Annotated in this window: 20 protein-coding genes; 8 read left to right on the forward strand and 12 right to left on the reverse strand. The window is 58.5% G+C overall.

Features of this window, described 5'->3' with window-relative positions:
- Nucleotides 1-47: 47 nt before the first annotated feature.
- From IIA05_09710 to IIA05_09730, 5 genes are all read right to left on the reverse strand, one after another.
- A complete protein-coding gene (locus IIA05_09710; protein MCH9027378.1) occupies nt 48-1037 on the reverse strand; it encodes an oxidoreductase in 990 nt (329 codons plus the stop codon).
- 32 nt (nt 1038-1069) lie between these two features.
- Complete coding sequence (locus IIA05_09715) at nt 1070-2041, reverse strand: MBL fold metallo-hydrolase (protein MCH9027379.1); 972 nt, start codon at nt 2039-2041, stop codon at nt 1070-1072.
- A gap of 72 nt (nt 2042-2113) precedes the next feature.
- Nucleotides 2114-2449, reverse strand: coding sequence for a cytochrome c (locus IIA05_09720; protein ID MCH9027380.1), 336 nt, complete (start codon nt 2447-2449; stop codon nt 2114-2116).
- A gap of 13 nt (nt 2450-2462) precedes the next feature.
- Nucleotides 2463-2813, reverse strand: coding sequence for a cytochrome c (locus IIA05_09725; protein ID MCH9027381.1), 351 nt, complete (start codon nt 2811-2813; stop codon nt 2463-2465).
- A 70-nt stretch (nt 2814-2883) separates the two neighbouring features.
- Nucleotides 2884-3363 carry a glutathione peroxidase gene (locus IIA05_09730; protein MCH9027382.1) on the reverse strand — a complete coding sequence of 160 codons (480 nt, stop codon included), beginning with the start codon at nt 3361-3363 and terminating at the stop codon, nt 2884-2886.
- Between the two features lie 80 nt (nt 3364-3443).
- Here IIA05_09730 and IIA05_09735 point away from each other — a divergent pair, with 80 nt between their 5' ends.
- The gene (locus IIA05_09735) at nt 3444-4784 is read left to right on the forward strand and encodes a DUF945 family protein (GenBank protein MCH9027383.1); all 1341 of its coding nucleotides are present in this window, start codon (nt 3444-3446) and stop codon (nt 4782-4784) included.
- A 23-nt stretch (nt 4785-4807) separates the two neighbouring features.
- Here IIA05_09735 and IIA05_09740 read toward each other — a convergent pair whose 3' ends face one another.
- From IIA05_09740 to mnmG, 6 genes are read right to left on the reverse strand one after another with little or no spacing between them, the layout of a single operon-like run.
- Nucleotides 4808-5584, reverse strand: a complete 777-nt coding sequence (locus IIA05_09740) for an ABC transporter ATP-binding protein (GenBank protein MCH9027384.1) — start codon at nt 5582-5584, stop codon at nt 4808-4810.
- A 5-nt stretch (nt 5585-5589) separates the two neighbouring features.
- The gene (locus IIA05_09745; protein MCH9027385.1) at nt 5590-6567 is read right to left on the reverse strand and encodes an ABC transporter ATP-binding protein; all 978 of its coding nucleotides are present in this window, start codon (nt 6565-6567) and stop codon (nt 5590-5592) included.
- The gene (locus tag IIA05_09750; GenBank protein MCH9027386.1) at nt 6564-7454 is read right to left on the reverse strand and encodes an ABC transporter permease subunit; all 891 of its coding nucleotides are present in this window, start codon (nt 7452-7454) and stop codon (nt 6564-6566) included. Before IIA05_09750 ends, IIA05_09745 begins: the two co-directional genes overlap by 4 nt.
- On the reverse strand, nt 7451-8371 hold the full coding sequence (oppB, locus tag IIA05_09755; protein ID MCH9027387.1) for an oligopeptide ABC transporter permease OppB: 921 nt from the start codon (nt 8369-8371) through the stop codon (nt 7451-7453). Before oppB ends, IIA05_09750 begins: the two co-directional genes overlap by 4 nt.
- Before the next feature lie 4 nt (nt 8372-8375).
- On the reverse strand, nt 8376-10007 hold the full coding sequence (locus IIA05_09760; GenBank protein ID MCH9027388.1) for a peptide ABC transporter substrate-binding protein: 1632 nt from the start codon (nt 10005-10007) through the stop codon (nt 8376-8378).
- A 49-nt stretch (nt 10008-10056) separates the two neighbouring features.
- The gene (mnmG, locus tag IIA05_09765) at nt 10057-11955 is read right to left on the reverse strand and encodes a tRNA uridine-5-carboxymethylaminomethyl(34) synthesis enzyme MnmG (GenBank protein ID MCH9027389.1); all 1899 of its coding nucleotides are present in this window, start codon (nt 11953-11955) and stop codon (nt 10057-10059) included.
- 158 nt (nt 11956-12113) lie between these two features.
- On the opposite strand from mnmG, the gene IIA05_09770 reads away from it, so the two are divergent.
- The 6 genes from IIA05_09770 (at nt 12114) to IIA05_09795 (ending at nt 20134) form a co-directional block, all read left to right on the forward strand.
- Nucleotides 12114-13613, forward strand: coding sequence for an alpha/beta fold hydrolase (locus IIA05_09770; GenBank protein ID MCH9027390.1), 1500 nt, complete (start codon nt 12114-12116; stop codon nt 13611-13613).
- Nucleotides 13610-14338, forward strand: a complete 729-nt coding sequence (locus IIA05_09775) for an ATP-binding cassette domain-containing protein (protein ID MCH9027391.1) — start codon at nt 13610-13612, stop codon at nt 14336-14338. The genes IIA05_09770 and IIA05_09775 overlap by 4 nt, the downstream gene beginning before the upstream one ends.
- On the forward strand, nt 14335-15504 hold the full coding sequence (locus tag IIA05_09780; GenBank protein ID MCH9027392.1) for an ABC transporter permease: 1170 nt from the start codon (nt 14335-14337) through the stop codon (nt 15502-15504). Before IIA05_09775 ends, IIA05_09780 begins: the two co-directional genes overlap by 4 nt.
- Before the next feature lie 206 nt (nt 15505-15710).
- Complete coding sequence (locus tag IIA05_09785; protein MCH9027393.1) at nt 15711-16895, forward strand: diguanylate cyclase; 1185 nt, start codon at nt 15711-15713, stop codon at nt 16893-16895.
- A gap of 157 nt (nt 16896-17052) precedes the next feature.
- Complete coding sequence (locus tag IIA05_09790; protein MCH9027394.1) at nt 17053-19401, forward strand: choice-of-anchor B family protein; 2349 nt, start codon at nt 17053-17055, stop codon at nt 19399-19401.
- A 40-nt stretch (nt 19402-19441) separates the two neighbouring features.
- The gene (locus tag IIA05_09795) at nt 19442-20134 is read left to right on the forward strand and encodes a hypothetical protein (GenBank protein ID MCH9027395.1); all 693 of its coding nucleotides are present in this window, start codon (nt 19442-19444) and stop codon (nt 20132-20134) included.
- Between the two features lie 38 nt (nt 20135-20172).
- Here IIA05_09795 and IIA05_09800 read toward each other — a convergent pair whose 3' ends face one another.
- Nucleotides 20173-21339, reverse strand: coding sequence for a tetratricopeptide repeat protein (locus tag IIA05_09800; GenBank protein MCH9027396.1), 1167 nt, complete (start codon nt 21337-21339; stop codon nt 20173-20175).
- 307 nt (nt 21340-21646) lie between these two features.
- Here IIA05_09800 and IIA05_09805 point away from each other — a divergent pair, with 307 nt between their 5' ends.
- A complete protein-coding gene (locus IIA05_09805) occupies nt 21647-22045 on the forward strand; it encodes a nuclear transport factor 2 family protein (protein MCH9027397.1) in 399 nt (132 codons plus the stop codon).
- Nucleotides 22046-22208: the final 163 nt, after the last annotated feature.

The raw sequence follows: 22208 nt of genomic DNA on the forward strand, positions 1-22208 counted from the left end.
AGCGCAGCGGAGTGCCGTTTCCCAAATGCAGGGGTGCGGCTTACGGTTTACGCAATTTTGACGACGCTGCGGCCGATATTTTTGCCCCGCAGGTAATCGTCGAATTCGCCGGCTAACTGATCGAAGGCTATAACCCGCGTGCAAATACGCTCCAGATGGGCCGGCCTGAGATCACCGGCCAGGCGCTGCCATATTTTCAGGCGCAGCTCTCGCGGCGTCGCCATCGAATTGATCCCCAGCAGGTTTATCCCGCGCAATATGAACGGCATCACCGTGGTATGGAGTTCGTGACCGCCGACAAGCCCAATGCTGGCGATGCTTCCCCACCAGTTCATCGTGCGGGTCAGCCAGGTCAGCATCTCGCCACCGACATTATCCACTGCGCCGGCCCAGATCGCCTTTTCCAATGCCCGGCTGCCGAAATCGATTTCCTCGCGCAGCAAAATCTCAGTGGCGCCCAGCGTCTCCAGATAGGGCAGAGCGTCAGCTTTGCCGGTTACCGCGGTGACCCGGTAACCCGCGCCGGCCAGCATGTCCACCGCCAGGCTGCCCACACCACCGGTGGCGCCGGTTACGACCACCGGTCCGTCACCTGGAACCAGCCCGTTGCGTTCCATGCGGGTAATTGCCAGGGCCGCGGTAAACCCCGCGGTACCCAGCGTCATCGCCTGTGCCTCACTGAGGCCGCCGGGAAGCGGAATCACGCTGTCGCCTTTGACACGGACGATCTCGGCATAGCCACCATCAAATTCTTCACCCAGTCCACAACCGGTAACCACGACCTTGTCGCCTGCTGAATAGCGGCTGTCATCGCTGTGGATAACCGTGCCGGCCACATCGATGCCGCCGACCAGCGGGAATTTCCGCAGGATTTTGCCGACGCCAGTCGCCGCCAGCGCATCCTTGTAGTTGATGCTTGAGAAAGACGAGCGGATAACGACCTCGCCTGCGCTCAGATCATCCAGGGTCAGGGTTTCAAACCTGCCGCTGACTTTTCCATCATCGTTGTGAATTCGAAAGGCTTTGAATGTTTCCATAATGGGTCTCCGGCCAGGAGTCTGACTAACGGCTAGCCATTCGTCTTGCGATCCAGCCAGTATTCCAGCCCCTGCGCGTTGAGTTCAATGTCCGGGTCAAGCAGGCGGTGCCTTTCTGCCTGGCCCAGGCCGCAGCCATGCTGATCCAGGCGCAGGCCCAGATAGTCGTACAATGCGCTGACCATCGCGCTGTGCCGATCATCGCTGTCCGCATGCTGGTGGGTGATCTCAACAAAGGCGTCGATATCGGCATGTAAATCGCGCGCCAGTTTTTCCGGTGATGACACGGCGCTGTAATGGGTCAGAAACATTCGGCTGACCTGGTAACTCAACAGCCGGTCTATGGACGCATGTGCAGCTTCGGGGTCGAAGTGTATCGGTGTAGTCGTGGGCATGATGAAGGCACCGGCCGCGGTATCGAACTCGCGATAGGACACGCCAAAACTGTCGCCGCTAAAGATCGCATCTGCTTCCCGATCCACGATGCAATAATGATGCAGAGCATGGCCGGGCGTGTGCAGGAATTCCAGCTCGCGATCGGCGAGTTTCAGTTTTTCCCCGTCTTCGACCACGCGGATTCGATCCTCGGGGATCGGCAGCAATTCACCATACAGTTGCCGGTACATCTTTTCGCCATAAACGGCGATGCTGCCGGCGATCAGTTTCGTTGGATCGATCATGTGCCTTTTGCCACGCGGATGCACCACCAGGGTCGCGTTGGGTAATGCATGCATCAACCGGCCAGCGCCGCCAGCATGGTCGAGATGGATATGGGTTAGCAGGACATATTCAACATCCGCAGGGCTCAGCCCGCAACGACCCAGCGCCGCCAGCAACAGCGGCACCGAATGCGCGGTGCCGGTGTCCACGAACGCACCCCGACCTCGATGCACGAGCAGATGGCTGGCATCCATTCGCGGCCTGAGATAACCGGTATCGATGGCGAAAACGCCGTTGCCCTGATCAATGATGTCTGGCCTCGGCTCGCTGATCTTTGCTGTCATTTCGGCTGGGTACTCTTCAAAAACAAAAAAGCCGGCTGTCCGCAGCCGACTTTTTTCTCGGGCGAACATGCATTACCGGCTCAGCGTGAACAGGCCCTCCTGCGCCGCGTAGTACGCGGCCAGATCGGCAATGTCTGCGTCGCTAAGCGTAGCCACAAAGGCAGCCATGATCGGGTTGCTTCTTTCGCCGCTGCGGTAGGCCTTGAGAGTGTGTTCAAGGTAGTCCTGATGCTGACCCGCGAGGACCGGGTAGTCCGGCATGACCGATTCCCCGCTCACACCGTGGCAACTGGCACAAACCACCGACTTTTGCTTGCCCTCGACCGCGTCGCCATCGGCAGCGGCTGCAGCGCAAATCAGCATGGCTCCGGCCAGTGCCGCGAAAATCCGAACCCCGTGTTTTCTCATTTTTATCATCCCCTCAGTCATCGAACCGGCTGGCGAGATAGGCCGCCACGTCGGCCATTTCCTGGTCGCTCAGTGTGGCCGCCTGGGCATGCATGGTCTTGTGTGGCCGCGCGCCATCCCGATAGGCCTTCAGCGCAGCGACGATGTAGGCTTCATTCTGTCCGCCCAGCTTGGGAACCTTGTACATCGGGTAGAGGGTCCGGTAATTTTTAATCGCATGGCAACCCAGGCAGGTATCGGTCAGTGCCCGGCCGTTTTTTGCATCGCCATCGGCTATCGCAGCCAAGGGCAGCAATGCCGCCATTGCCATTATCAGTATTTTTCTGGTCACCGTTTTTATCTCCGTCCGGACCGGCGGTGTCATCGCCACGTTGCACAAGTTGCGAAATCTTAAATGCCCGCCGACAAAAATGCCACCGCAGAGCGGGCCCACGTTAAAGAATGGCCGCCAGATCGAGCATCAGACCGGCGTCGCCGGCCATTGTGGCTGATGGATATCGCGCTTTCAGCGTTCCTTCGCCGTCCACCAGGAATTTTTCGAAATTCCACTCAATGTCGCCCGGGCAACCATGCTCCTCGCTGGTCAACCAGGTGTACAGTGGATGCCGCCCGGAACCATTGACCTCGACTTTTGCGGCCATCGGGAAACTCACCGAATACTTTTCCGTGCAGAAACCCAGAATTTCCTTGTTGCTGCCGGGTTCCTGTGCGCCGAACTGATTGCACGGAACACCGAGTACGATCAGGCCCATGCCGCCCATTTCCTGGTATAGCGTTTCCAGCCCTTTGTATTGAGGCGTATATCCACATTCGCTGGCCACATTGACGACCAGGACCGCCCGGCAACGAAATCCGCCCAGCAAATTTTCATCACCGGCGATACCCGCCAGCTTGATATCGAAAAAACCACTCACATCGTTCACCGTCTTCCAACCATGTCACGCTCCCGTTTCACTGTGATAGCATCCGGGCACACTGAGCCTGGGAATGTAACATGCGCCGTCTGCTTGTAGTCTTTCTGATTATCGTCGTTCTGGCTCTGGTTTCTCCGACGCTGACCCGTTCAGTTGCCCAAAAACAGTTTCACCGTTCATTGGCGGATCTCGAGGAACTGGTGCCGGGCTTGCTGTTTGAAGAGACTCAGGCCGATTCGGGTTGGTTCAAGTCGGTCAATACCCAGGAACTGGTTTTCAAGGACATGCTGATTGCCCAAGACGGTTCGGTCGAGGACCAGCACAGCGGTATATTCGTGGAAACCGAGATTTTCCATGGCCCGTTGATATTCGGGATGGGCGACTCCGATTTGCCAGCGATCAGTTTTGCCGCCGCGATCACCCGCTCCCGCGTCAGCTACGTCGATGGAGATGAAGAACCCGTCGAATTACCTGGCGGTATCTACAACCGAATTTCATATGATGGCAGCGGATCGCTGTCCCTGGTTTTCGAATCCTTGTCCGAAGAATTTGGCAAAAAAGCCGCGGCGGGCGGAGCCACCATCACCTGGGAAGGCGCGCACCTGGAAGTCGATTACGATGCGGGCTTGAGCCATTTGGAATCCGTTGGCCTCATCAAGCCTTTGCGTATCGCGTCCGCCGACGGCGAGTTGCGTATTGGTGAAATCAGTTTTGAAAGCACCGCCGATTACAATGATTTCGGCTTCTGGACCGGCAGCTCCACCACCCGTGTCGAAGAGTTAGCCGTGGTCGGCTCGTCGGCGGAGTTCGCCGCGGCCTTTTCCCTGCAGGAAATGACTATGTCCGGCGATAGCGGTATCGAGCAGGATCGCCTGACGGGAAGCATTACCCTGTCGATCGCCGACCTCCAAATAAATGATATCGCAGACAGTTCAGTCCGGTTCGCGATGTCTGCCGAGGTCGATGCTGCGATTGTCGGCCGGCTGAAGAACACCCTGGAGGCGCAGAATCCGGCCAACGCCGGGGTGAATGGGGAGGTTCCGGCGGTTTTGCAGGATGCAGGCATGGAGGTGTTGGCAGCAGGCGTGTCGTTCGAAATCTCCGAGCTGCAAATCAACACCGCCCAGGGTGATGCGCGGTTCGCGCTTCGGATCGATATCCCGGCAAGCGATTTGAGCGGCCAAGCCGCCGTAATCAATGCTTTGTTTTCCATGTCTGCCGAATCGAGCCTGCGGATCAGCCGTTCCTTGTTCGATTATGTATCCGGGAAGAATCCAGCCATGGCGCAACAAATGACGGCTTTGCTGCAGGCCGGCATGCTGATCGACGAAGGCGAGCAACTGACCATGGTGGCGATCTACGACGGCGGCCTGCTGACCGTCAACGGCATGCCGATTCCATTGCCGGTCGTACCGCAATAGTCCGCCACCCGGGAGCCCGCGCATTATTCAAATTCGAGCCTGGCCTCCGACGCCAGCAGGTTTTGGGTGTACGGATGCCGAGGCTCGCTTAGTATCTGCCGCGCCGGCCCGCGCTCCACGATTCTGCCCTTGTGCATGACAATCACCTGGCTGGCGATCCGCCGGACGACGCCGAGGTCATGCGCGATAAACAATATCGACAGCTCCAGCTTTTGTTGCAGTTCGAGCAGCAGGTTGATGACCTGTGCCCGTACCGAAATGTCCAGTGCACTGACGGGTTCATCGCAAATCAGTACTTCGGGCCGGTTGGCCAGCGCCCGCGCGATCGCCACTCGCTGGCATTGCCCGCCTGACAGCTCATGCGGATAACGATTGACGATGTCTTGTCGCAGACCAACCTGAGCGATCAGCTCAGCCAGCCGCTTGCTGATTTCGCCGGCATCAGGCCGCGCGTCGCGGGCGACCGACAACAGCGGTTCGGCCAGCGATCTGGCGATGGTCTGCCTGGGATTCAGCGAGGAAACCGGGTCCTGGAAAACCATTTGCAGATGCTGCGCCTGCCATTGCAGGTCTTTCGCCCGACGCCTTGCCAGCGGCCGGCCAAGCAATTCGATGCTGCCCTGCTCGGGCGCCAGCAAGCCGGCGCAAGCATATGCCAGGGTCGATTTCCCGGAGCCTGACTCGCCGACGACTGCCAGTGTCTGGCCGCGGATCAGTTCGAACCCCACGTCTTCGAGAGCAACAAAGCTGCCGCCGCGACGCTGGTAACTGACTCGCAGATTCGCGGCCGTCAATACCACGGCGCTCACTGCTCATGCTCCAGGTGACAGGCCACCCAATGGGATTGCGTATCGCCGATACGCTGCACCGGTTTGGGCCGCGGAATTTCCTTGTTGCAATGGGGCAGGACTTCACTGCAGCGTGGATTGAACGGGCAGCCGCCCGGCGGATTCCGCAAGTCCGGCGGCTCCCCCGGGATGACCGACAACGGGCCTGTGGCGCCATGCAAATCTTCCAGCGTCCGCAGCAATGCTGCGGTATAAGGGTGGATGGCGTGCAGCAAGACCTGCCGGCTCGGGCCGCGTTCCATTTCCATGCCGCCATACATAATCATCAGGTTCCGGCACATTCCCGACAACACGGCCAGATCGTGGCTGATCAGGATCAGCGCAGTGCCGGTTTCCTGGCACAGGGATCGCAACAATTCCAGGATCTTCTTCTGCACCGTGACATCCAGTGCAGTCGTGGGCTCATCGGCAATCAGCAGGCGCGGTCCGCAAGCCAGCGCCATCGCGATCAGTATGCGCTGGCGCTGGCCCCCCGAAAATTGGTGGGGGTACGCCTTGCTGCGCCGCCCCGGCTCATCGATGCCGGTCATCTGCAGCAATTCACAGGAACGTTTCGCGGCCTCCTTGGCGCTCATCCCCTGGTGTAACTCAAGAACTTCACCGATTTGACGGCCTACCGTCATATAAGGATTCAGCGCGCTCATCGGATCTTGGAACACCATCGCGAGACTCTTGCCGCGCAGGCGGTCCAGGCCGCACTCGCTCTCGCCGATCAGTTCTTGCCCGTCCAGCCGAATACTGCCGCTGACCCGCGCGTTAGCCGCTAGCAAACCCATGATGGCCAGCGCGGTTTGACTCTTGCCCGAACCCGACTCGCCGGCGATGCCCAGGCTATCCGCTTCGTCCACCTCGAAGCTGAGATCGCGTACCACATCGAACACCCCATCCCGGGTGGGATAACTGACTTTGAGGTGACTGACTTCGAGCAGGCTCACCAGCCGTCCTCGTCGCTTTTAGGATCCAGCGCATCGCGCAGACCGTCGCCAATAAAGTTGAAACAGAACAAGGTCCCCGCCAGGAACAGCGCCGGAAAAACCAGCAACCAGGGTGCGGTTTCCATTTCCAGTGCGCCCTGGTTGACCAACGCGCCCCAGGATGTGAACGGTTCCTGTACGCCAAGCCCGAGATAACTGAGAAACGCTTCGACCAGCATGACCTGCGGTATGGTCAGCGTGACATAGACGACGACGACACCGAGGAGGTTGGGAATAACATGGCGGGCAATGATGGTCAGCGTTCCGGCGCCCATCAACGTCGCTGCCTGGATAAATTCCCGATGCCGCAAACTGATGGTCTGGCCGCGCACGATGCGCGCCATGTCCAGCCAGTTGATCGCGCCGATGGCCACAAAAATCAGCAGGATGTTGCGGCCAAAAACCACCATCAGGAGAATCACGAAAAACATGAACGGCATGGCGTATAAGGTGTCGACGAAACGCATCATCAACGCATCGATGCGCCCGCCGCAGTAACCGGCGACGGCGCCCCAGAAGACGCCGATCAGCAACGAAACCAGGGTGGCCACCAGGCCGACCAGCAATGAGATTCGTCCACCCGCCAGCGTGCGCGCCAGCACATCGCGACCCAGCGCGTCGGTGCCGAACCAGTGACCGCCGGCCAGGCTCGGCGCGGTCGAGCCCAGTGACAGGTTGGTCTGCGTGTAGTCATGCTGAGCCAGCCAGGGGCCGGCGATGACCAGGACAACGAAAAACAACAACAACCACAAACTGAACATCGCCGCCTTGTTCCGCCGCAGCCGCTCGCCGGCATTCTGCCAGAGACTGCGGCCACCGACGGTGGCATTTGCGCCGCCGTTGTTCATTGTTTCTGCCGGCTCCTCGGGTCCAGCCAGGCATAGAGGAGATCGACCAGCAAGTTCATCATGATGATCAGCGCGCCGTAGAAAATCACCACGCCCATGACCAGCGTGTAGTCGCGGTTCAGGGCGCCGGTTACGAAATACCGGCCGAGACCCGGTATCTGGAAAATCTGTTCGATGACCACCGACCCGGTCAGCAAGGCCGCCGTCGCCGGACCCAGGTAGGAAATTACCGGCAGCAGGGTCGGTTTCATCGCGTGCCGCCAGACCGCCTGGCTGCGCGACAATCCCTTCGCTCTCGCGGTACGCAGGAAATCGCTGCCCAGGACATCGAGCAGGCTCGCCCGGGTCAGCCGTGCAATGTAGGCAGCCTGCGGCAGAGCCAGCGTAAACGCGGGCAGCACGACGCTCCCCAGGCCGTGCCAGCCGCCGGCTGGCAGCCATTGCAGGTGTACTGCAAACAGCAAAACCAATAACGGGGCGAGCACGAAATTGGGTATGGATATTCCGCTCATGGCGATTGTCATCAGCGCATGATCGCGAAAGCTGTTGCGACGCAACGCGGCGAGTACGCCGGCCGTTATCCCTCCCAGCAACGCCAGCAACAACGCCGTCATCCCGAGCGTGAACGAGACCGGAAAACTCTCCGCAATCAGCTCACTGACATCGCGGTCGCGATAATGGTAAGAGGGGCCGAAATCACCGCTGACGACGCCTTTTAGATAACGGCCAAACTGTTGCAGCAGCGGCTCATCGAGATGGTAGCTGCGTTCGATATTGGCCCGGATATCCGGCGGCAGGTTTCTTTCGCTGTCGAACGGCCCGCCCGGCGCAATACGAATCAGGAAAAACGTTGCCGCCACCACCAGTAACAATGTGGGAACAGCGGACAGCAGCCTTTTCAGCGTAAACGCGAGCACCGGCTCAATCCGCCCCGTCCGCGCCGGCCAGCGACAAGTCCTGACTGTAATGGATGTTCAGGCTGTTGTTTTGCCAGCCTTTGACCCGCGACGCAACCATGCGCTTGTTGACGTAAAAATAGATCGGCATCAATGGCTGGTCGTCCAGCATGATGGCCTCCGCCTGCCGCAGCAAAGCGCGCCGCTGATCGGCATCCGGCGTCGCTGCGGCGCGCCCCAGCAAGTCGTCGTAATCGGGATTGGCATAGCCGACGAAATTTGCCGCCGCACCGGTGCGCATTATCTCAAGAAAGGTAAAGGCGTCATCGTAATCGGCGATCCAACTGCTGCGGAAAACATCGGCCTTCCCATTACGCATGTCCTGCAACAGGACCTGGAACTCCACGTTGAGCTGGCTGGCCTGCACGCCCAGGGTTTCGCGCCAGATGCTGGCGATTGCCACCGCGATGTTGCGATGAATATCGGCGCTGTTGTAGCGGATCTCGATCTTCAGCGGGTTGGCTGCGCTGAAACCGGCTGCGCGATACAGCCGCCGCGCCTCCGTCAGTCTTCGCGTCATCGTCCAGCCGGCCCATTCGGGCTCGACCGCGGTGTAGTTGGCGACGCCCGGCGGCACCCAGCCGGTCGCCGGAATCTGACCGGCGGTCAGGATACTGCCCGCAAGCAGCTTGCGATCGACGACCATGGACAGCGCGCGGCGCAGCCCGCGCTGTCCCGCAAACGGCGCACGCCGCAGATTGAAGCCGTAATAATAAGTCGTCAGTTGCGGCGAAACCTTGAGTTGGTCCGGATAGTTTTTCGCGGCCAGCGCGAACTGGTTATTGGGCACTGTATAAGTAATATCGAGTTCGCCGGCGCGAAACCGGGCCAGCTCCGCGTTCTGATTGGCGATCTGGTGGTACACGACCTTCGCGATAGCGGTATTTTCAGCGTCCCAGTAATGCCGGTTTTTTTCCATCGAGTAATGCGAACCAATCACGGCCTCGGCAAGAACATACGCACCGTTGGAAACAAGATTTCCCGGCCGGGTAAATCCTCGGCCATGCCTGCCCAGCGATGACCGGTGTACCGGGAAATTTGCCGGGTGCGTCAGCACCCCCGGCAGATAGGGGGTCGGGGCCCGGAGGCGTATTTCCAGCGTGTGCTCATCGAGCGCGATAACCCCAAGATCGGCGGCGGGTCTGTCACCGGCAATAATTTCCGACGCGTTGATGACCGGGCTTAAAAAGAATGCGAACGCGGCCGCGGTCTCCGGGTCAACCAGTCGGCGCATGGAAAAAACATAGTCGTGGGCGCTCAGTGGATCGCCGTTCGACCAGCGTGCTGCGGGCCTGAGATGGAATGTGTAGGTCCTGCCATCGGCGGATACATCCCAGCTCGCCGCGGCACCGGCAATCACCTTGCCATCCGGGCCCAGCCGGGTCAGCCCTTCGAAAAGGTCCCTCAGTATCGCCCCGGACGAATCGCTGCGGGCAATTTGCGGGTCCAGGGATTCCGGCTCGGGGCCGTTGCCCCGGTGCAACACGGCCGCCGCGTCCACGTCGCCAGCGCCCTCGTCCGGCGCAGAGTCATCGACTAGCCGCCAACCCATCCAGAGCAGCACCAGCAGGCCGAGCAAAATTATGATTCTTCGCATGTCCGTGTCCGTCCGATGGGCACGGTGGAAGTATATCGCCGGCGCGGGATTAAGCCGAGCGCTGGTATTCGCGCTTCTTCAGATGAACCAGCAACAATGACAGGGCCGCTGGGGTGACCCCGGAAATCCTCGCCGCCTGCCCGATCGTAGGCGGTCTGGCCGCGGTCAGCTTTTGGGTGACTTCCGCAGACAAACCGCTGACTGTCCGGTAATCCAGATCGCCGGGCAAAACGGCATTCGCCTTCCGCTTCAATCGCCTTATTTCCGCCTCCTGGCGCTCGATGTAGCCCGAATAGCTGGCCTGGATCGCTACCTGGTCCCGAACCTGGCTCCACAACCACGGGTCTTCATGCCCAGGCTCGCCGACCACCTCAATCCGTGCCAGGTGATGATAAGCAACCTGGGGCCGGCGCAGCAGATCCAGCGCCTTGATGTCGCGGCCGGGGACTCCGCCAATCTCCTCGGCAAGACCGGGCGGGATATCGCCGGGCTGAATGACTATTTTCGCCAGGCGTGCCTGCTCGGTTTCTATGGCCTGGCTTTTTCTCTCAAAAACCTGCCAGCGCCGATCATCGACCACACCGAGCCTGCGCCCCGCCGGTGTCAGACGAAGATCGGCATTGTCCTCGCGCAACAACAACCGGTGTTCGGCGCGGCTGGTAAACATGCGGTATGGCTCGCTGGTTCCGCGGCTGATCAGGTCGTCCACCAGGACCCCGATATAGGCTTCGTGCCGCTGCGGACACCAAGCCGGCTCACCGCGTATTTTCAGCACCGCATTGATGCCGGCGAGGATGCCCTGGGCCGCGGCTTCTTCGTAGCCGGTCGTGCCATTGATCTGGCCGGCGAAAAACAGGCCGGCTATGAATTTTGTCTCTAGACTGCTGCGCAGGTCGCGCGGGTCAAAATAATCGTACTCGATGGCATAACCGGGTCGCGTGACGTGCACATTCTCAAAACCACGAATGCTGCGAAGAAACGACAGTTGCACATCGAACGGCAGGCTGGTCGAGATACCATTCGGGTAAACCTCGTGCGTGTTCAGGCCTTCCGGCTCGATAAAAATCTGGTGCGAAGCCTTGTCGGCAAAACGGACGATCTTGTCCTCGATGGAAGGACAATAACGGGGACCTACCCCGTCGATTGCGCCGGTGTACATCGGCGAACGATGCAAGGCCTGGCGAATGATGTCGTGGGTTTGCTCGTTGGTGCCGGTTATGTGACAACTTACCTGCCGCGGGTGTTCTTCCCGCCGGCCCAGGAACGAAAACACCGGCGCCGGATCGTCGCCAGGCTGCTCCGCCAGCTCGCGATAATCGATGCTGCGGCCATCGAGCCGCGGCGGCGTACCGGTCTTCAGGCGTCCGACCCGGAACGGCAGCTCCCGCAACCGCGCGGCCAACCGGCAGGCGGACGGATCGCCGGCCCTGCCCCCCCGATGCTGCCTCTCGCCCACGTGGATCAGGCCGCCGAGGAAAGTGCCGACCGTCAGCACCACCGCCTGGGCCGCAAAACTCAAACCCATCCCGGTCACCACGCCGGTTATCCGTTCGTTTTCCACGATCAGGTCGTCGACCGTCTGCTGAAACAGGCTCAACCCGGGTTGGTTTTCGACGATCGAACGGATGGCCTGCCGGTAAAGCACACGATCCGCCTGCGCACGCGTCGCCCGTACCGCCGGGCCCTTGCTGGCATTCAGCGTGCGAAACTGGATGCCGGCGAGATCGGCCGCCCGCGCCATCGCGCCGCCCAGTGCATCGACTTCTTTGGTCAGGTGTCCCTTGCCGATGCCGCCGATCGCAGGGTTGCAGCTCATCTGACCGACGGTCTCGATGTTCTGCGTCAAAAGTAAGGTGCGCGCACCCATACGCGCGGCAGCCAGCGCTGCCTCGGTACCGGCGTGACCGCCGCCGACGACAATGACGTCGTATTGTTCCGGGTGCTTCATCAAACGACAAAAGTCATGTGTGGGTGGCGCATTGTAAGCGCCGAATCGTGCCCGCACCAGCGGAATGCTTTACACTGGTACCGATGCCTGTTTCCCAATCGGCCGTCAGCAGGGCCTTTTTTTTATGCCCCCCGATTCACGCCGCTGTCAAAGTCCGGGTGAACCGGCTGGTGGGCGGCCTGCTGGCAAGCCTTCTTTTCATTGCGCCGGTTTCTTCGACGTTCGCCGAAAGCGACCTGCCGGCCGATGCGCCGCCGATCTCATCGATCGATGAACTACAGGATTGCAATCTCTACGCGGCATCGGGCCTGCGGCGCGTCGCGGCGCGCTGCGGCTGGTTCGAGGTAGCCGAGAACCGCGATGACGCAGACAGCAGAAAAATTCGTCTGCACATTGCACTGGTACCTGCGGTTGATGAAACAGCCCGTGGCTCGCCGCTGGCTTTGCTGGCCGGTGGCCCGGGCCAGTCGGCACAAGACGTTTACACCAGCGTCACGCCGGCGCTTGCGCGCGTGCGCAACAAGCACCCGATCTTGCTGGTCGATCAGCGCGGCACCGGCAGGTCCAACCGGCTGAGCTGTGAGCAACAGGAAGAACTCGAGGACCAAGAGTGGAGCGTGGAGTTGATGCGCAGGGTTGTCAGCGAGTGTCTGGAAACCCTGGCTAGCGATACTCGTTTCTACACGACCACCGTCGCTGTTCGCGATCTGGACGAGGTGAGGCAGATGCTCGGTTTCGAACAACTGAACCTGCTGGGCGGTTCGTATGGTACGCGGGTAGCGCTGCATTATCTTCGTCGCTATCCGCGGGCGACGCGGGCCGTCATTATCGATGGCGTGGTGCCGGCCGATCTGACGCTGGGCCCCGGCATCGCGATCGATGCGCAAAACGCTCTCGATATGGCGTTTGCCCGTTGTGCGGCGGACGATGCCTGCCACGAGGCTTTTCCCGATCCGGCGGCCGATGTCAAATTGCTGCTGGAGCAACTGGCGGCGAATCCTGTTTCTTTGATTTTGCCGGATCCGCTGACCGGCGAGATGCTCGATAAGCGCCTCGATAAGAATCAGTTTATGGGTGCACTGCGGATGCTCACCTACTCCCCGGAAACGGTTGCCCTCATACCTTTGCTGCTCAGGGAAGCAGCCACCGGAAATCCTGCTCCCTTGCTGGCGCAATCGCTGATGATCGCCAGCGACATAGGCGAAATGATGGCGATGGGTATGCACAATGCGGTGGTCTGCACGGAGGACGTGCCGTTTTTTAAGGATCCGGACAGCTATAAGCCGGAACTCAAAGAGACTTTCATGGGCACGATAATGCTCGATGGCATGATCGCCATTTGCGATGTCTGGCCCGCCGGCATAATCGATGACGATTTCAAGACTCCGGTGGTCAGCGATGTACCTGTCCTGCTGTTGTCGGGCGAAGCGGACCCGGTGACTCCGCCGGTCTATGCCGAGCAGGCCGAGGCAACGCTGAGCAATTCACATCACGTGGTGCTGAGTGGGCAAGGCCACGGCCAGATCAGTACCGGTTGCATACCGAAGTTATTGGGCGAGTTTATCGCCGATCCCGATCCGCTGGCGCTGGACGATTCCTGTAAGAAAAACACCAAACCGACTGGCTTTTTCCTCGATTTCAACGGGCCATCGCCATGATACGCGCACAAGGACTGAGCAAATCTTTTGGCAATATTCAGGCTGTGGACAACATATCCTTCACCGCCGAAGACGGCAAAATCACGGCGCTGCTTGGACCCAACGGCGCGGGCAAATCAACCACCCTGCGCATGCTTTACACGGTCCTGAAACCCGATGCCGGCCAGGCGCTGATCGATGGCGCCGACAACCAGGACGATTTGCTGGCGGCCCGCCGCAAGGTCGGCGTTTTGCCGCATAGCGCCGGGCTGTACCCGCACCTGACTGCGTTGGAAAACATCCGCTACTACGGCCGTCTTAGCGGTTTGCAAAAGACCGAGCTTGAACAGAGCGTGTCCGAATTGACCGCTGTTCTGGACCTGGGGCCGATCGCGGATCGGCACGCCAAGGGTTTTTCCCAGGGCGAACGAACTAGAGTCGCACTGGCGCGCGCACTGGTACACCGGCCAAAAAACCTGCTGCTCGATGAGCCGACCAATGGCCTGGATGTAATGGCGACACGATCCTTACGCAAATTGCTGCTGCAGCTGAAAGACCAGGGGCATTGCATCTTGCTGTCCAGCCATATCATGCAGGAGATCGCCGCACTGGCCGACCAGATTGTCATTATTGCGCATGGCCGGGTCGTCGCCGATGGAACCCCGGAGCAGATTCTTGCCAGAACCGGCGCCGATGACCTGGAGTCTGCATTTGTCGATCTCGTAGGGGCAGGGGACCCGGGATGAAACTGCTGACGATCGTATGGGCCAAAGAGGTACTGGACAATCTGCGTGACCGGCGCACGCTGCTTTCCTCGCTGATATTCGGCCCGTTGTTTGGCCCGATACTTTTCGTATTCATGATGAATTTCATGCTTGACGAAGCGACCTCCGATGTGGATGAGCTGCTTGAATTGCCGGTCAGTGGTCAGGAACACGCGCCCGAATTGATACGCTGGCTCGGTGGCAACGGCGTCAATGTCGTGCCCGGTCCGGTAGACGCTCGCGAGGCGGTCAGCCGAGGCGATATGAGCGTCGTGCTGATCATCCCGGATTCGATCGGCGAACAGATGCGCGCAGGACAGCCTGCGCCGTTGCAACTGGTTGTCAACAATGCCAAAAGCCGCGACCGCGGCGATGTGCGCAAAGCAAGAAATTTGCTCCGTGCATACCGAAACCAGCTCGCGGCATCGCGTTTGCGAGCCCGCGGAATCAATCCGCTAGTACTGTACCCCGTGGTAATCGATGAGGTCGATGTTTCCACGGCGGTAGGACGAGCGCTGGTTGTACTCGGCATGTTGACCTACTTCATATTGTTTTCGATGTTGATGGGCGGCATGTACCTGGCGATTGACACGACCGCCGGTGAACGGGAGCGTGGCTCACTGGAGCCACTGCTGACGCTGCCGGTACCCACCGGCCAGCTGATTCTGGGCAAAGTCGCGGCAACCTGCACATTCATGCTGGTGGCATTGGCCGTCACCGTCACCGCGTTTTCCATCAGCCTCAATTTCCTCGACCTTCAGGCGCTCGACATGCAAGCCAACTTCGGTCCGGTTATCGCTTTGTCGGTGTTCGCGGTGATGCTGCCATTTACCTTGTTTGGCGCTGGCATGATGACGCTGGTCGCTTCGTTCACCCGAAGTTACAAGGAAGCCCAGACCTACCTGACGATCGTGTTACTGGTACCGACCTTGCCCATCATTTTTGCGGCGATTTTCTCGCTTGACCCCACCTTTGAGTTGATGGCCGTTCCCAGTCTCAGCCAGCACTTGCTGATCACCGCCATTATGAAAGGCGAAGCATTGCAGACGGAGTGGATATTGGTCTCAGCGGCAAGCACCTTGCTGGCCGGCGCACTTTTCATCTGGCTTGCCAGTTTCTTTTATCGCCGGGAGAGCATCCTCGGCTGAGCAATTCTGGCCCAGGATTTATCGTTCGCGAGCACGGTATTGCGATCATCGGCAGGTCCCACACCCCGCAGGCCCTCTGATTGGGCCTTTTTGAAATAATTGATTTGACATATTCCGCGCAGTTTTCATGAATGCGACAGCCCTCACGCTTTGTAAAGCCGATTTCCCCGATGCTATGCGACATACACCAAGCCAAGGACTGGTAAGTGGATTTTTCACTGGTACCACAAAAAGATCAAAAACAGGCCTTGCGCCTCCGCCGATTCCGCATGGCGCTGATCTCGTATGTCCTGTGGGTCTCCCTTGGTCTCGGCGGGTACTTCAGCGGAACGCTGACGCTCGACCAGAATCTCCTGTTGTACCTGCTCGGTGGCATTGCGGTTTCCAATCTGTTGATTTTTGCCGTTTTGCGCTCCGGCCTCAACAAGCGTTTCAGCGATCCATCGTTAACACTTTTTCAATGCCTGGTTGCGATGTGCTGGATCCTGGCATTTATGTATATCTCACCGCCAGCCAGAGACGTAATGCTGATGATCTACGTCATGACCATGCTTTTCGGGATGTTGGCTTTGAGCCGCGGGGAACTCATGTTCCTCGCAGTCTTCGCGCTCGGCGGCTACGGCGCCTTACTGTTTTACGATAATGTCCTTCAAGCCAGCCAGGACATACTGGCTCGCGAAGCACTGCGATATTCTGTTTTGACCGTGATGATCTTGTGGAGCGCCTATTTTGGCAACTACGTCGGCAGCCTCAAGCAAAAGCTGCGCCGGCACAATCAGAACCTCAAGCGGGCCATCGAAACCGCCACCCATCAGGCGGAGCGCGACGAACTGACGCGGACCTATAATCGCCGTTTCATCATGGGCAGCCTGGACGAGGAAAAAATTCGTGCCGATCAAGAAAACCGAATTTTTTCGATCTGTATTTTCGACCTCGATCATTTCAAACGGGTCAACGACAACTTCGGCCACATCGCTGGTGATCAGGTGCTTGCTGAGTTCACGATGCGGGCCGGCGGCATCCTGCGATCGATGGATCAGGTCCGCAGGCGTGGGCATCCAATGGGCCGTTATGGTGGCGAGGAATTTATCGTGCTGCTTCCCGGCACCGGGCTGCCGGGAGCGATAAATTGTGCCGAGCGAATTCGCGAACTGACCGAGAAGCGGACATTTGTCAACGATATCAAGGTAACCGTGTCTGTCGGCGTCGCCCAGTACCGGGCCGACGAGGAAATCAAGGAAACCATTCGCCGGGCCGACGAAGCCCTGTATCAGGCCAAAGCCCTTGGCCGCAACCAAGTTTGCGCGGAACCGCGGTTCGACGGGCCGCAGGGCCTGGATACACATTCCGAGACCGTACTCACCGGCCGGCAAAAGCGCCTATCGACCTGAGCGAAGCGTTTCGGCTACCCACTCCGCCGAGTCGCGCCTGCTGAGCTTTTCTGCCAATTCCTGAATATCCGATTAACATGCACAGCGACGGATCAGTTACGCTGACCCCATCGCTAACCAATATCGCCAACCAGAAGGGGCAGCGAGACCGGCCACGATGAAGAACCTGATGAACGCGACGGTTTTTTGCCTGCTTTGCCTGGTGAGCGGACCGAAAGCCCACAGCGAACAAAGCCTGAGCGAAGCGTCATCAGGCAACCCGGCGATCTCGGCCGCTGATTGCGTTGCTGGCTCCGCAGGCGGGCTACCTTGCAACAACGTGAACCTTTTGTCGCATATTGCGCTGAACGAATTCAGTAGCAACCCGCAGCGCGCCAACGACATCTGGGGTTTTTACGATCTGCACACTGAACGCGAGTACGCATTGATCGGTTTGCAGAATGGCATTGCTGTCGTCGATGTCAGCAACCCCTCGTCGCCAGTCGAAATCGACACCATACCTGGCGCCAGTTCGACCTGGCGGGATATCAAGATCTACCAGTTTTTCGATGAAACCAGCCAACGCTTTCGCGCGTATGCCTATGTAACGACCGATGTTTCAAATATAGGCTTGCGGCTCATCGATCTGTCCGGCCTGCCGCACGCGGTCAGCGGCTCGGTCGCAGTGTCGCCAGAGCTGCGCGCGCACAATGTCTATATTACGAATCTGGACTACACGACCAACTCGGTAGTCGATGGCGTACCGCCTGTCCTGTACACCGCCGGCTCAGACCTGAGCGGCGGTAGAATCCGCGCTTACTCGCTCGACGTGCCGACCATACTGACGCTGGCCGCCGCCGCTCCCATAGGCGGTGCTTCGCATGACCTGAGCTCGGTAACCATTCGCGATGCGCGAATTAATCAGTGCCCTGGCGCAATCAATTATTGTGTCGTATTGATCGATGCGAACGAGGACAGTTTTCAAATCTGGGACGCAACAAATCCGGCGAATCCCTTTCGTCTCAGTTTGACCCTTTATGCCGGATTGGGTTACGTACACTCCGCGTGGTTCACCCGCGATGGCAAGTACGCCTTCGTCCAGGACGAACTCGACGAACTCGATTTTGGCGGCAACACCCGGTTGCGCATATTTGACATGAGCAACCTCGCGCAACCCGTCCTGGCGGGAACCTGGACCGGCACGGAAGCGGCAATCGACCACAACGGTTTTGTGCGCGGCAATCGCTACTACCTGGCAAATTACACGCGTGGCCTGACGATTCTGGACATCAGCAACCCGGTTCAACCGGTTGAAAGCGGTTTTCTCGATACTTTTCCGGCCAACAATCTCACGGCCTTCGACGGCGCCTGGGGAGTTTATCCGTACCTGCCCAGCGGCAACCTTTTGCTCAGCGATATCAACAGCGGATTGTTTGTCCTGCAAGATCAAACTCTCGATATACCACAAGGAACTTTCAAGATCGCGGCGACCAGCGGCGCCAGTGAAGGAAGCACACTGCAGCTGGCAGTCAGGCGAAGCGGCGGCGCCAGCGGGGTTGTCAGCGTCGCCTGGGACACGCAACCCGGTTCCGCCAACACACTGGACTATGTTTCCGGCGCCGGCGTTTTGAGTTGGGCCGATGGCGAAAGCGCCGACAAGATAATTTCCATCAGCCTGACCGTCGACGGGCTCAGTGAAGACCCCGAACGATTCTTCGTGCGCCTGTATCAGCCGGCAGGGGGCGCGACGATTACACCGCCCGATGTCGCTAGTGTCTTTATCAGCGATGCCGGCGCACCCAGCTCGATCGGCTTCGTTGCTGCTGCTCAACAAGTCGACGAGCGCGATACCCTCGCGATTGTCATGGTAAATCGCCGCGGCAGCGCGGAAGGCGCATTGAGCGTCCAATACCAGACCATAGACAATTCGGCGACCAGCGGGACTGACTACACGGCGGTAAGCGGGCAACTTGACTGGGCGGGCGGCGATGCGACCGCCAGGTCGATCGAGATTCCGCTGCTTGCGGATAATGAATCGGAAGGCGACGAAGATTTTCAGGTAATTCTTTCTGCCCCGAGCGGCGGCTTTCTGACAGTCGATATCGCCACTGTTAGGATCCAGAATATTCCCAACAGCGCGCCGACTGCAAACGCCGGATTCAGTCAAACCATTCAGGAAGGAGTGAACGTAGTCCTCAATGGATCGAATTCGGCAGATCCGGATGGAGACACCATCACCTATGCTTGGGTGCAGACGGTCGGCCCTGCAGTAACCCTGAGCAATCCGGATTCGGCAATCAGCAATTTTCTCGCGCCCCAGGTCAACGCCAGCGTGACATTCAATTTTGAGTTAACGGTAACCGACATTTTTGGCTTGTCCTCGTCGGCCATTACCGCGGTCACCGTAACGAATACAGTGTCGAGCGGTGGCGGTGGCGGCGGATCATCAGGCGCCCCGATGCTGCTCTTTTTGTTGTCAGTGACGCTCGTGATTCGTTGGCAAAAGAGGCAGGCGGCAGACATTTAGCTCTATTACAACCAAAAGACCATTCGGTCGGGAGACAGCCATGCGTCGATGGGGTTTGCTGGTATCAGCTGTTTATCTGCTTCTTCTGTACCTGCTGTTCATGCCACTGTGGTCAATTCTTTTCGAGGGTTCCGCAATCTGGATTGTGCCAATCGAGGATATCGACTGGGACTGGGACTCGATTGAAACCTTGATGTTCATCGGCTTGATGATTCTTCCAGTATTAGGGCTGCTGCTGTCGCAGGCGGTTCTGTTTGTTTCCGTCGACCGCTCGTTTCGCCGTCCGGTACCTCGATCCAGTCTGCAGCGAATCGTTTGGACAACCGCGTTCGCCACCGGCCTGTTGACTACCGGTGCGCTAATCTCGGTCGCCTTCGCAATCGACACCGCGTGGAAATCGGCGCTCATCGATTCCCGATTCGGATTTACTTTGCTGATGTTGTCCTGGATACCGGCCTGGATAGTCTGGGGCCTGGCGTTCAATCGCTATGTCAAAGACGAAGAATCGCTGGTTCACAGAATGATTTCCCGTCTGCTTGCAGGCAGCGTGCTGGAACTGCTGGTGGCGGTTCCCTGCCATGTGTATATCCGATACAAGGAAGAATGCTCGGCGCCCATATTTTCCGGCTGGGGTATCGTTACAGGAATCGCCGTGATGTTTCTGGCTCTTGGTCCGGGAGTACTGCTGCTGTACCGCAAGCGTCTTGAGCAGTACCAGGCATCGCAACCGTAAATACGGGATCGTGCGCAACCGGCTCTGGCCGGCTGGTGTCAGCGCGACGAAAGCAGGTGATCCATCTTACTCCTGTATCTCGCTTTCTGGTTCGCCTCGGTACTCATCTCGACCGCCTTGAGCATGCTGGCCTCGGCTTTTTTCGCGTTGCCGATTTTCTGATAGATCGCACCCAGCAAAAAATAGAAGCGATGCTCTTTCGAATACATCCGGATCGCGGCCTTGGTGTGCCTCATGGCGACACCAAAATCCTGTTCCGAAAAAGCATCCATGCCCTGCCGGTAACGGAAATACGGGTTACGGCTGCGAAAATATTCTGCCCTTTTGTCGAACTTGCGAGCCAGTTCCATTTTCCCGTCGTTTGAATAAAGCCGCGCCAGGTTGCTGATCGCTATAAGGTCGCCTCGTTTTTCGCTCAACGCGGTTTGGTAGGAAAGTTCGGCGGCCTCACGATTACCCGTGCGCCGGTACAAGGTGCCGAGATTGGCCCACAGGTATGAGGCTTGTGGATCGAGCTCGATGGCTTTTGCCAGGTAACTGAACGCATCCGTTATGTTTTCATCGAACAAATAGCCCATCGCGCGGTTGTTGTAATACTGCGCGACCGCCTGGTCATCGGAAATGATTCTCTGCCGGTAGCTATCGTCATACCCGGCCATATCAAGATCCGCGATCTTTTTTTGCCCGCCTCGCGGGCGAATCACGACATTGACGTGTTTATACAGGACCATCGTCTTCGGGCTCAGCATATCCCAGACTTCCGGCACGTCCACTTCGTTAAACTCCGCTCGTATACCCAGGTGGCGAAGCATCGCCGTCACCATGCCGGCAAACGCCAGGCAATTGGCCCGCCGATATTCGAAGGTTTGTGCGGCGGTATAGGTTGCCGCCGGATCAAATATGAAGTTCATTTCGGGCGGCTCAATCAATGCCCGCAACAGCGCTTCGATTTTGCCGGTATCGGTTTCGCTATGCGCCGCGGCCTGATCCACGAAGCGGATCATATCCGCAGTGAGACCGAGGACATCGTCGTCAGGCTGGCTGATCCCGGTTTGCAGGTGTGCCGGCAATGCGTCCCCGCTCAATAATCGCTCACGGGCGTCACTGCTGGTCTGTGCCGATGGAATCGATGCCGCGCAGGCGGCCAGCAACAAGGACAGCCATGCAACCCCAAGAAATTTTCCCTTGCCAATCATTGTGTTCATTATAACCGGAGTAGTTTTTCAGATTGCCGCCCGCCGGTTTGGTTCAAACGCCTGGCGGTGCCCGTGGCGGAAATGACCAGGGCAGGCACTTTGGGCTTGGATTTGGCGAGCATCGGCAATCATTCAAATGGTCGAAACGGAGCAGGATATCCCTTTGAAAACAACAACCCGCAGGAAACATCGCCGAATTCTCAACCTGTACTAGACTTATAGACTAGACACCAATAAGAACCAGCAATGATCCTCACGATCGCTGAGTAATTATCTATTTCACACAGGCAGGTGACCGCCAAAAAAGGAGCAAACCATGGAAATCAGAAAAATAGCAGGCGTTGTAATTTGCCTGGGCTTGATTATGCCCGCAGCAAATGCCGGTGATGCCGATGCGCTGATACAACTGGACAAGGAATGGGGATCAGCACCGGGACCGGACGCCATTGCGCAATTTGTTACTGACGACCTTTTGGCCCTGGACCCCACGGGTGTAACGGGCAAGGCAGAAATGATCGAAGCGGCGGCAAGCGCCGGCGCACCGACGGGACCGTACGTCGCCGGCGATTATGAAGTTCGCTTCCTTAGCAAAGATATCGCCGTGATGGTGCACAGCGCCGGCGAGCCTGATCCACACTGGAGCATGCACGTATGGCAAAAACAGGACGGCAAGTGGCGAGTCACCGCGACTGCTGCCATACCGGTCGGGGATTAAAATTCTGACAAAAAATCAAACCCAGGGTCAATACTCAGAAAGGGCTGCCAGGAAACCGGCAGCCCTTTTGGAATACCGGCAAAGGCCAATGAACCCTGAGATCAATTCACGACATGGGTCTGCCGACGACCCGTTTGTGAAATTTTGTATTAAATCTGCAGGC

It is taken from the genome of Pseudomonadota bacterium, assembly GCA_022572885.1.
Lineage (GTDB): Bacteria > Pseudomonadota > Gammaproteobacteria > Steroidobacterales > MnTg04 > MnTg04.

Coding starts and splice junctions, on each gene's coding strand:
- IIA05_09710 (MCH9027378.1), bottom strand. CDS start 1,037: ATGGAAACATTCAAAGCCTTTCGAATTCACAACGATGATGGAAAAGTC.
- IIA05_09715 (MCH9027379.1), bottom strand. CDS start 2,041: ATGACAGCAAAGATCAGCGAGCCGAGGCCAGACATCATTGATCAGGGC.
- IIA05_09720 (MCH9027380.1), bottom strand. CDS start 2,449: ATGAGAAAACACGGGGTTCGGATTTTCGCGGCACTGGCCGGAGCCATG.
- IIA05_09725 (MCH9027381.1), bottom strand. CDS start 2,813: ATGACACCGCCGGTCCGGACGGAGATAAAAACGGTGACCAGAAAAATA.
- IIA05_09735 (MCH9027383.1), top strand. CDS start 3,444: ATGCGCCGTCTGCTTGTAGTCTTTCTGATTATCGTCGTTCTGGCTCTG.
- IIA05_09750 (MCH9027386.1), bottom strand. CDS start 7,454: ATGAACAACGGCGGCGCAAATGCCACCGTCGGTGGCCGCAGTCTCTGG.
- IIA05_09760 (MCH9027388.1), bottom strand. CDS start 10,007: ATGCGAAGAATCATAATTTTGCTCGGCCTGCTGGTGCTGCTCTGGATG.
- mnmG (MCH9027389.1), bottom strand. CDS start 11,955: ATGAAGCACCCGGAACAATACGACGTCATTGTCGTCGGCGGCGGTCAC.
- IIA05_09775 (MCH9027391.1), top strand. CDS start 13,610: ATGATACGCGCACAAGGACTGAGCAAATCTTTTGGCAATATTCAGGCT.
- IIA05_09780 (MCH9027392.1), top strand. CDS start 14,335: ATGAAACTGCTGACGATCGTATGGGCCAAAGAGGTACTGGACAATCTG.
- IIA05_09790 (MCH9027394.1), top strand. CDS start 17,053: ATGAAGAACCTGATGAACGCGACGGTTTTTTGCCTGCTTTGCCTGGTG.
- IIA05_09795 (MCH9027395.1), top strand. CDS start 19,442: ATGCGTCGATGGGGTTTGCTGGTATCAGCTGTTTATCTGCTTCTTCTG.
- IIA05_09800 (MCH9027396.1), bottom strand. CDS start 21,339: ATGAACACAATGATTGGCAAGGGAAAATTTCTTGGGGTTGCATGGCTG.
- IIA05_09805 (MCH9027397.1), top strand. CDS start 21,647: ATGGAAATCAGAAAAATAGCAGGCGTTGTAATTTGCCTGGGCTTGATT.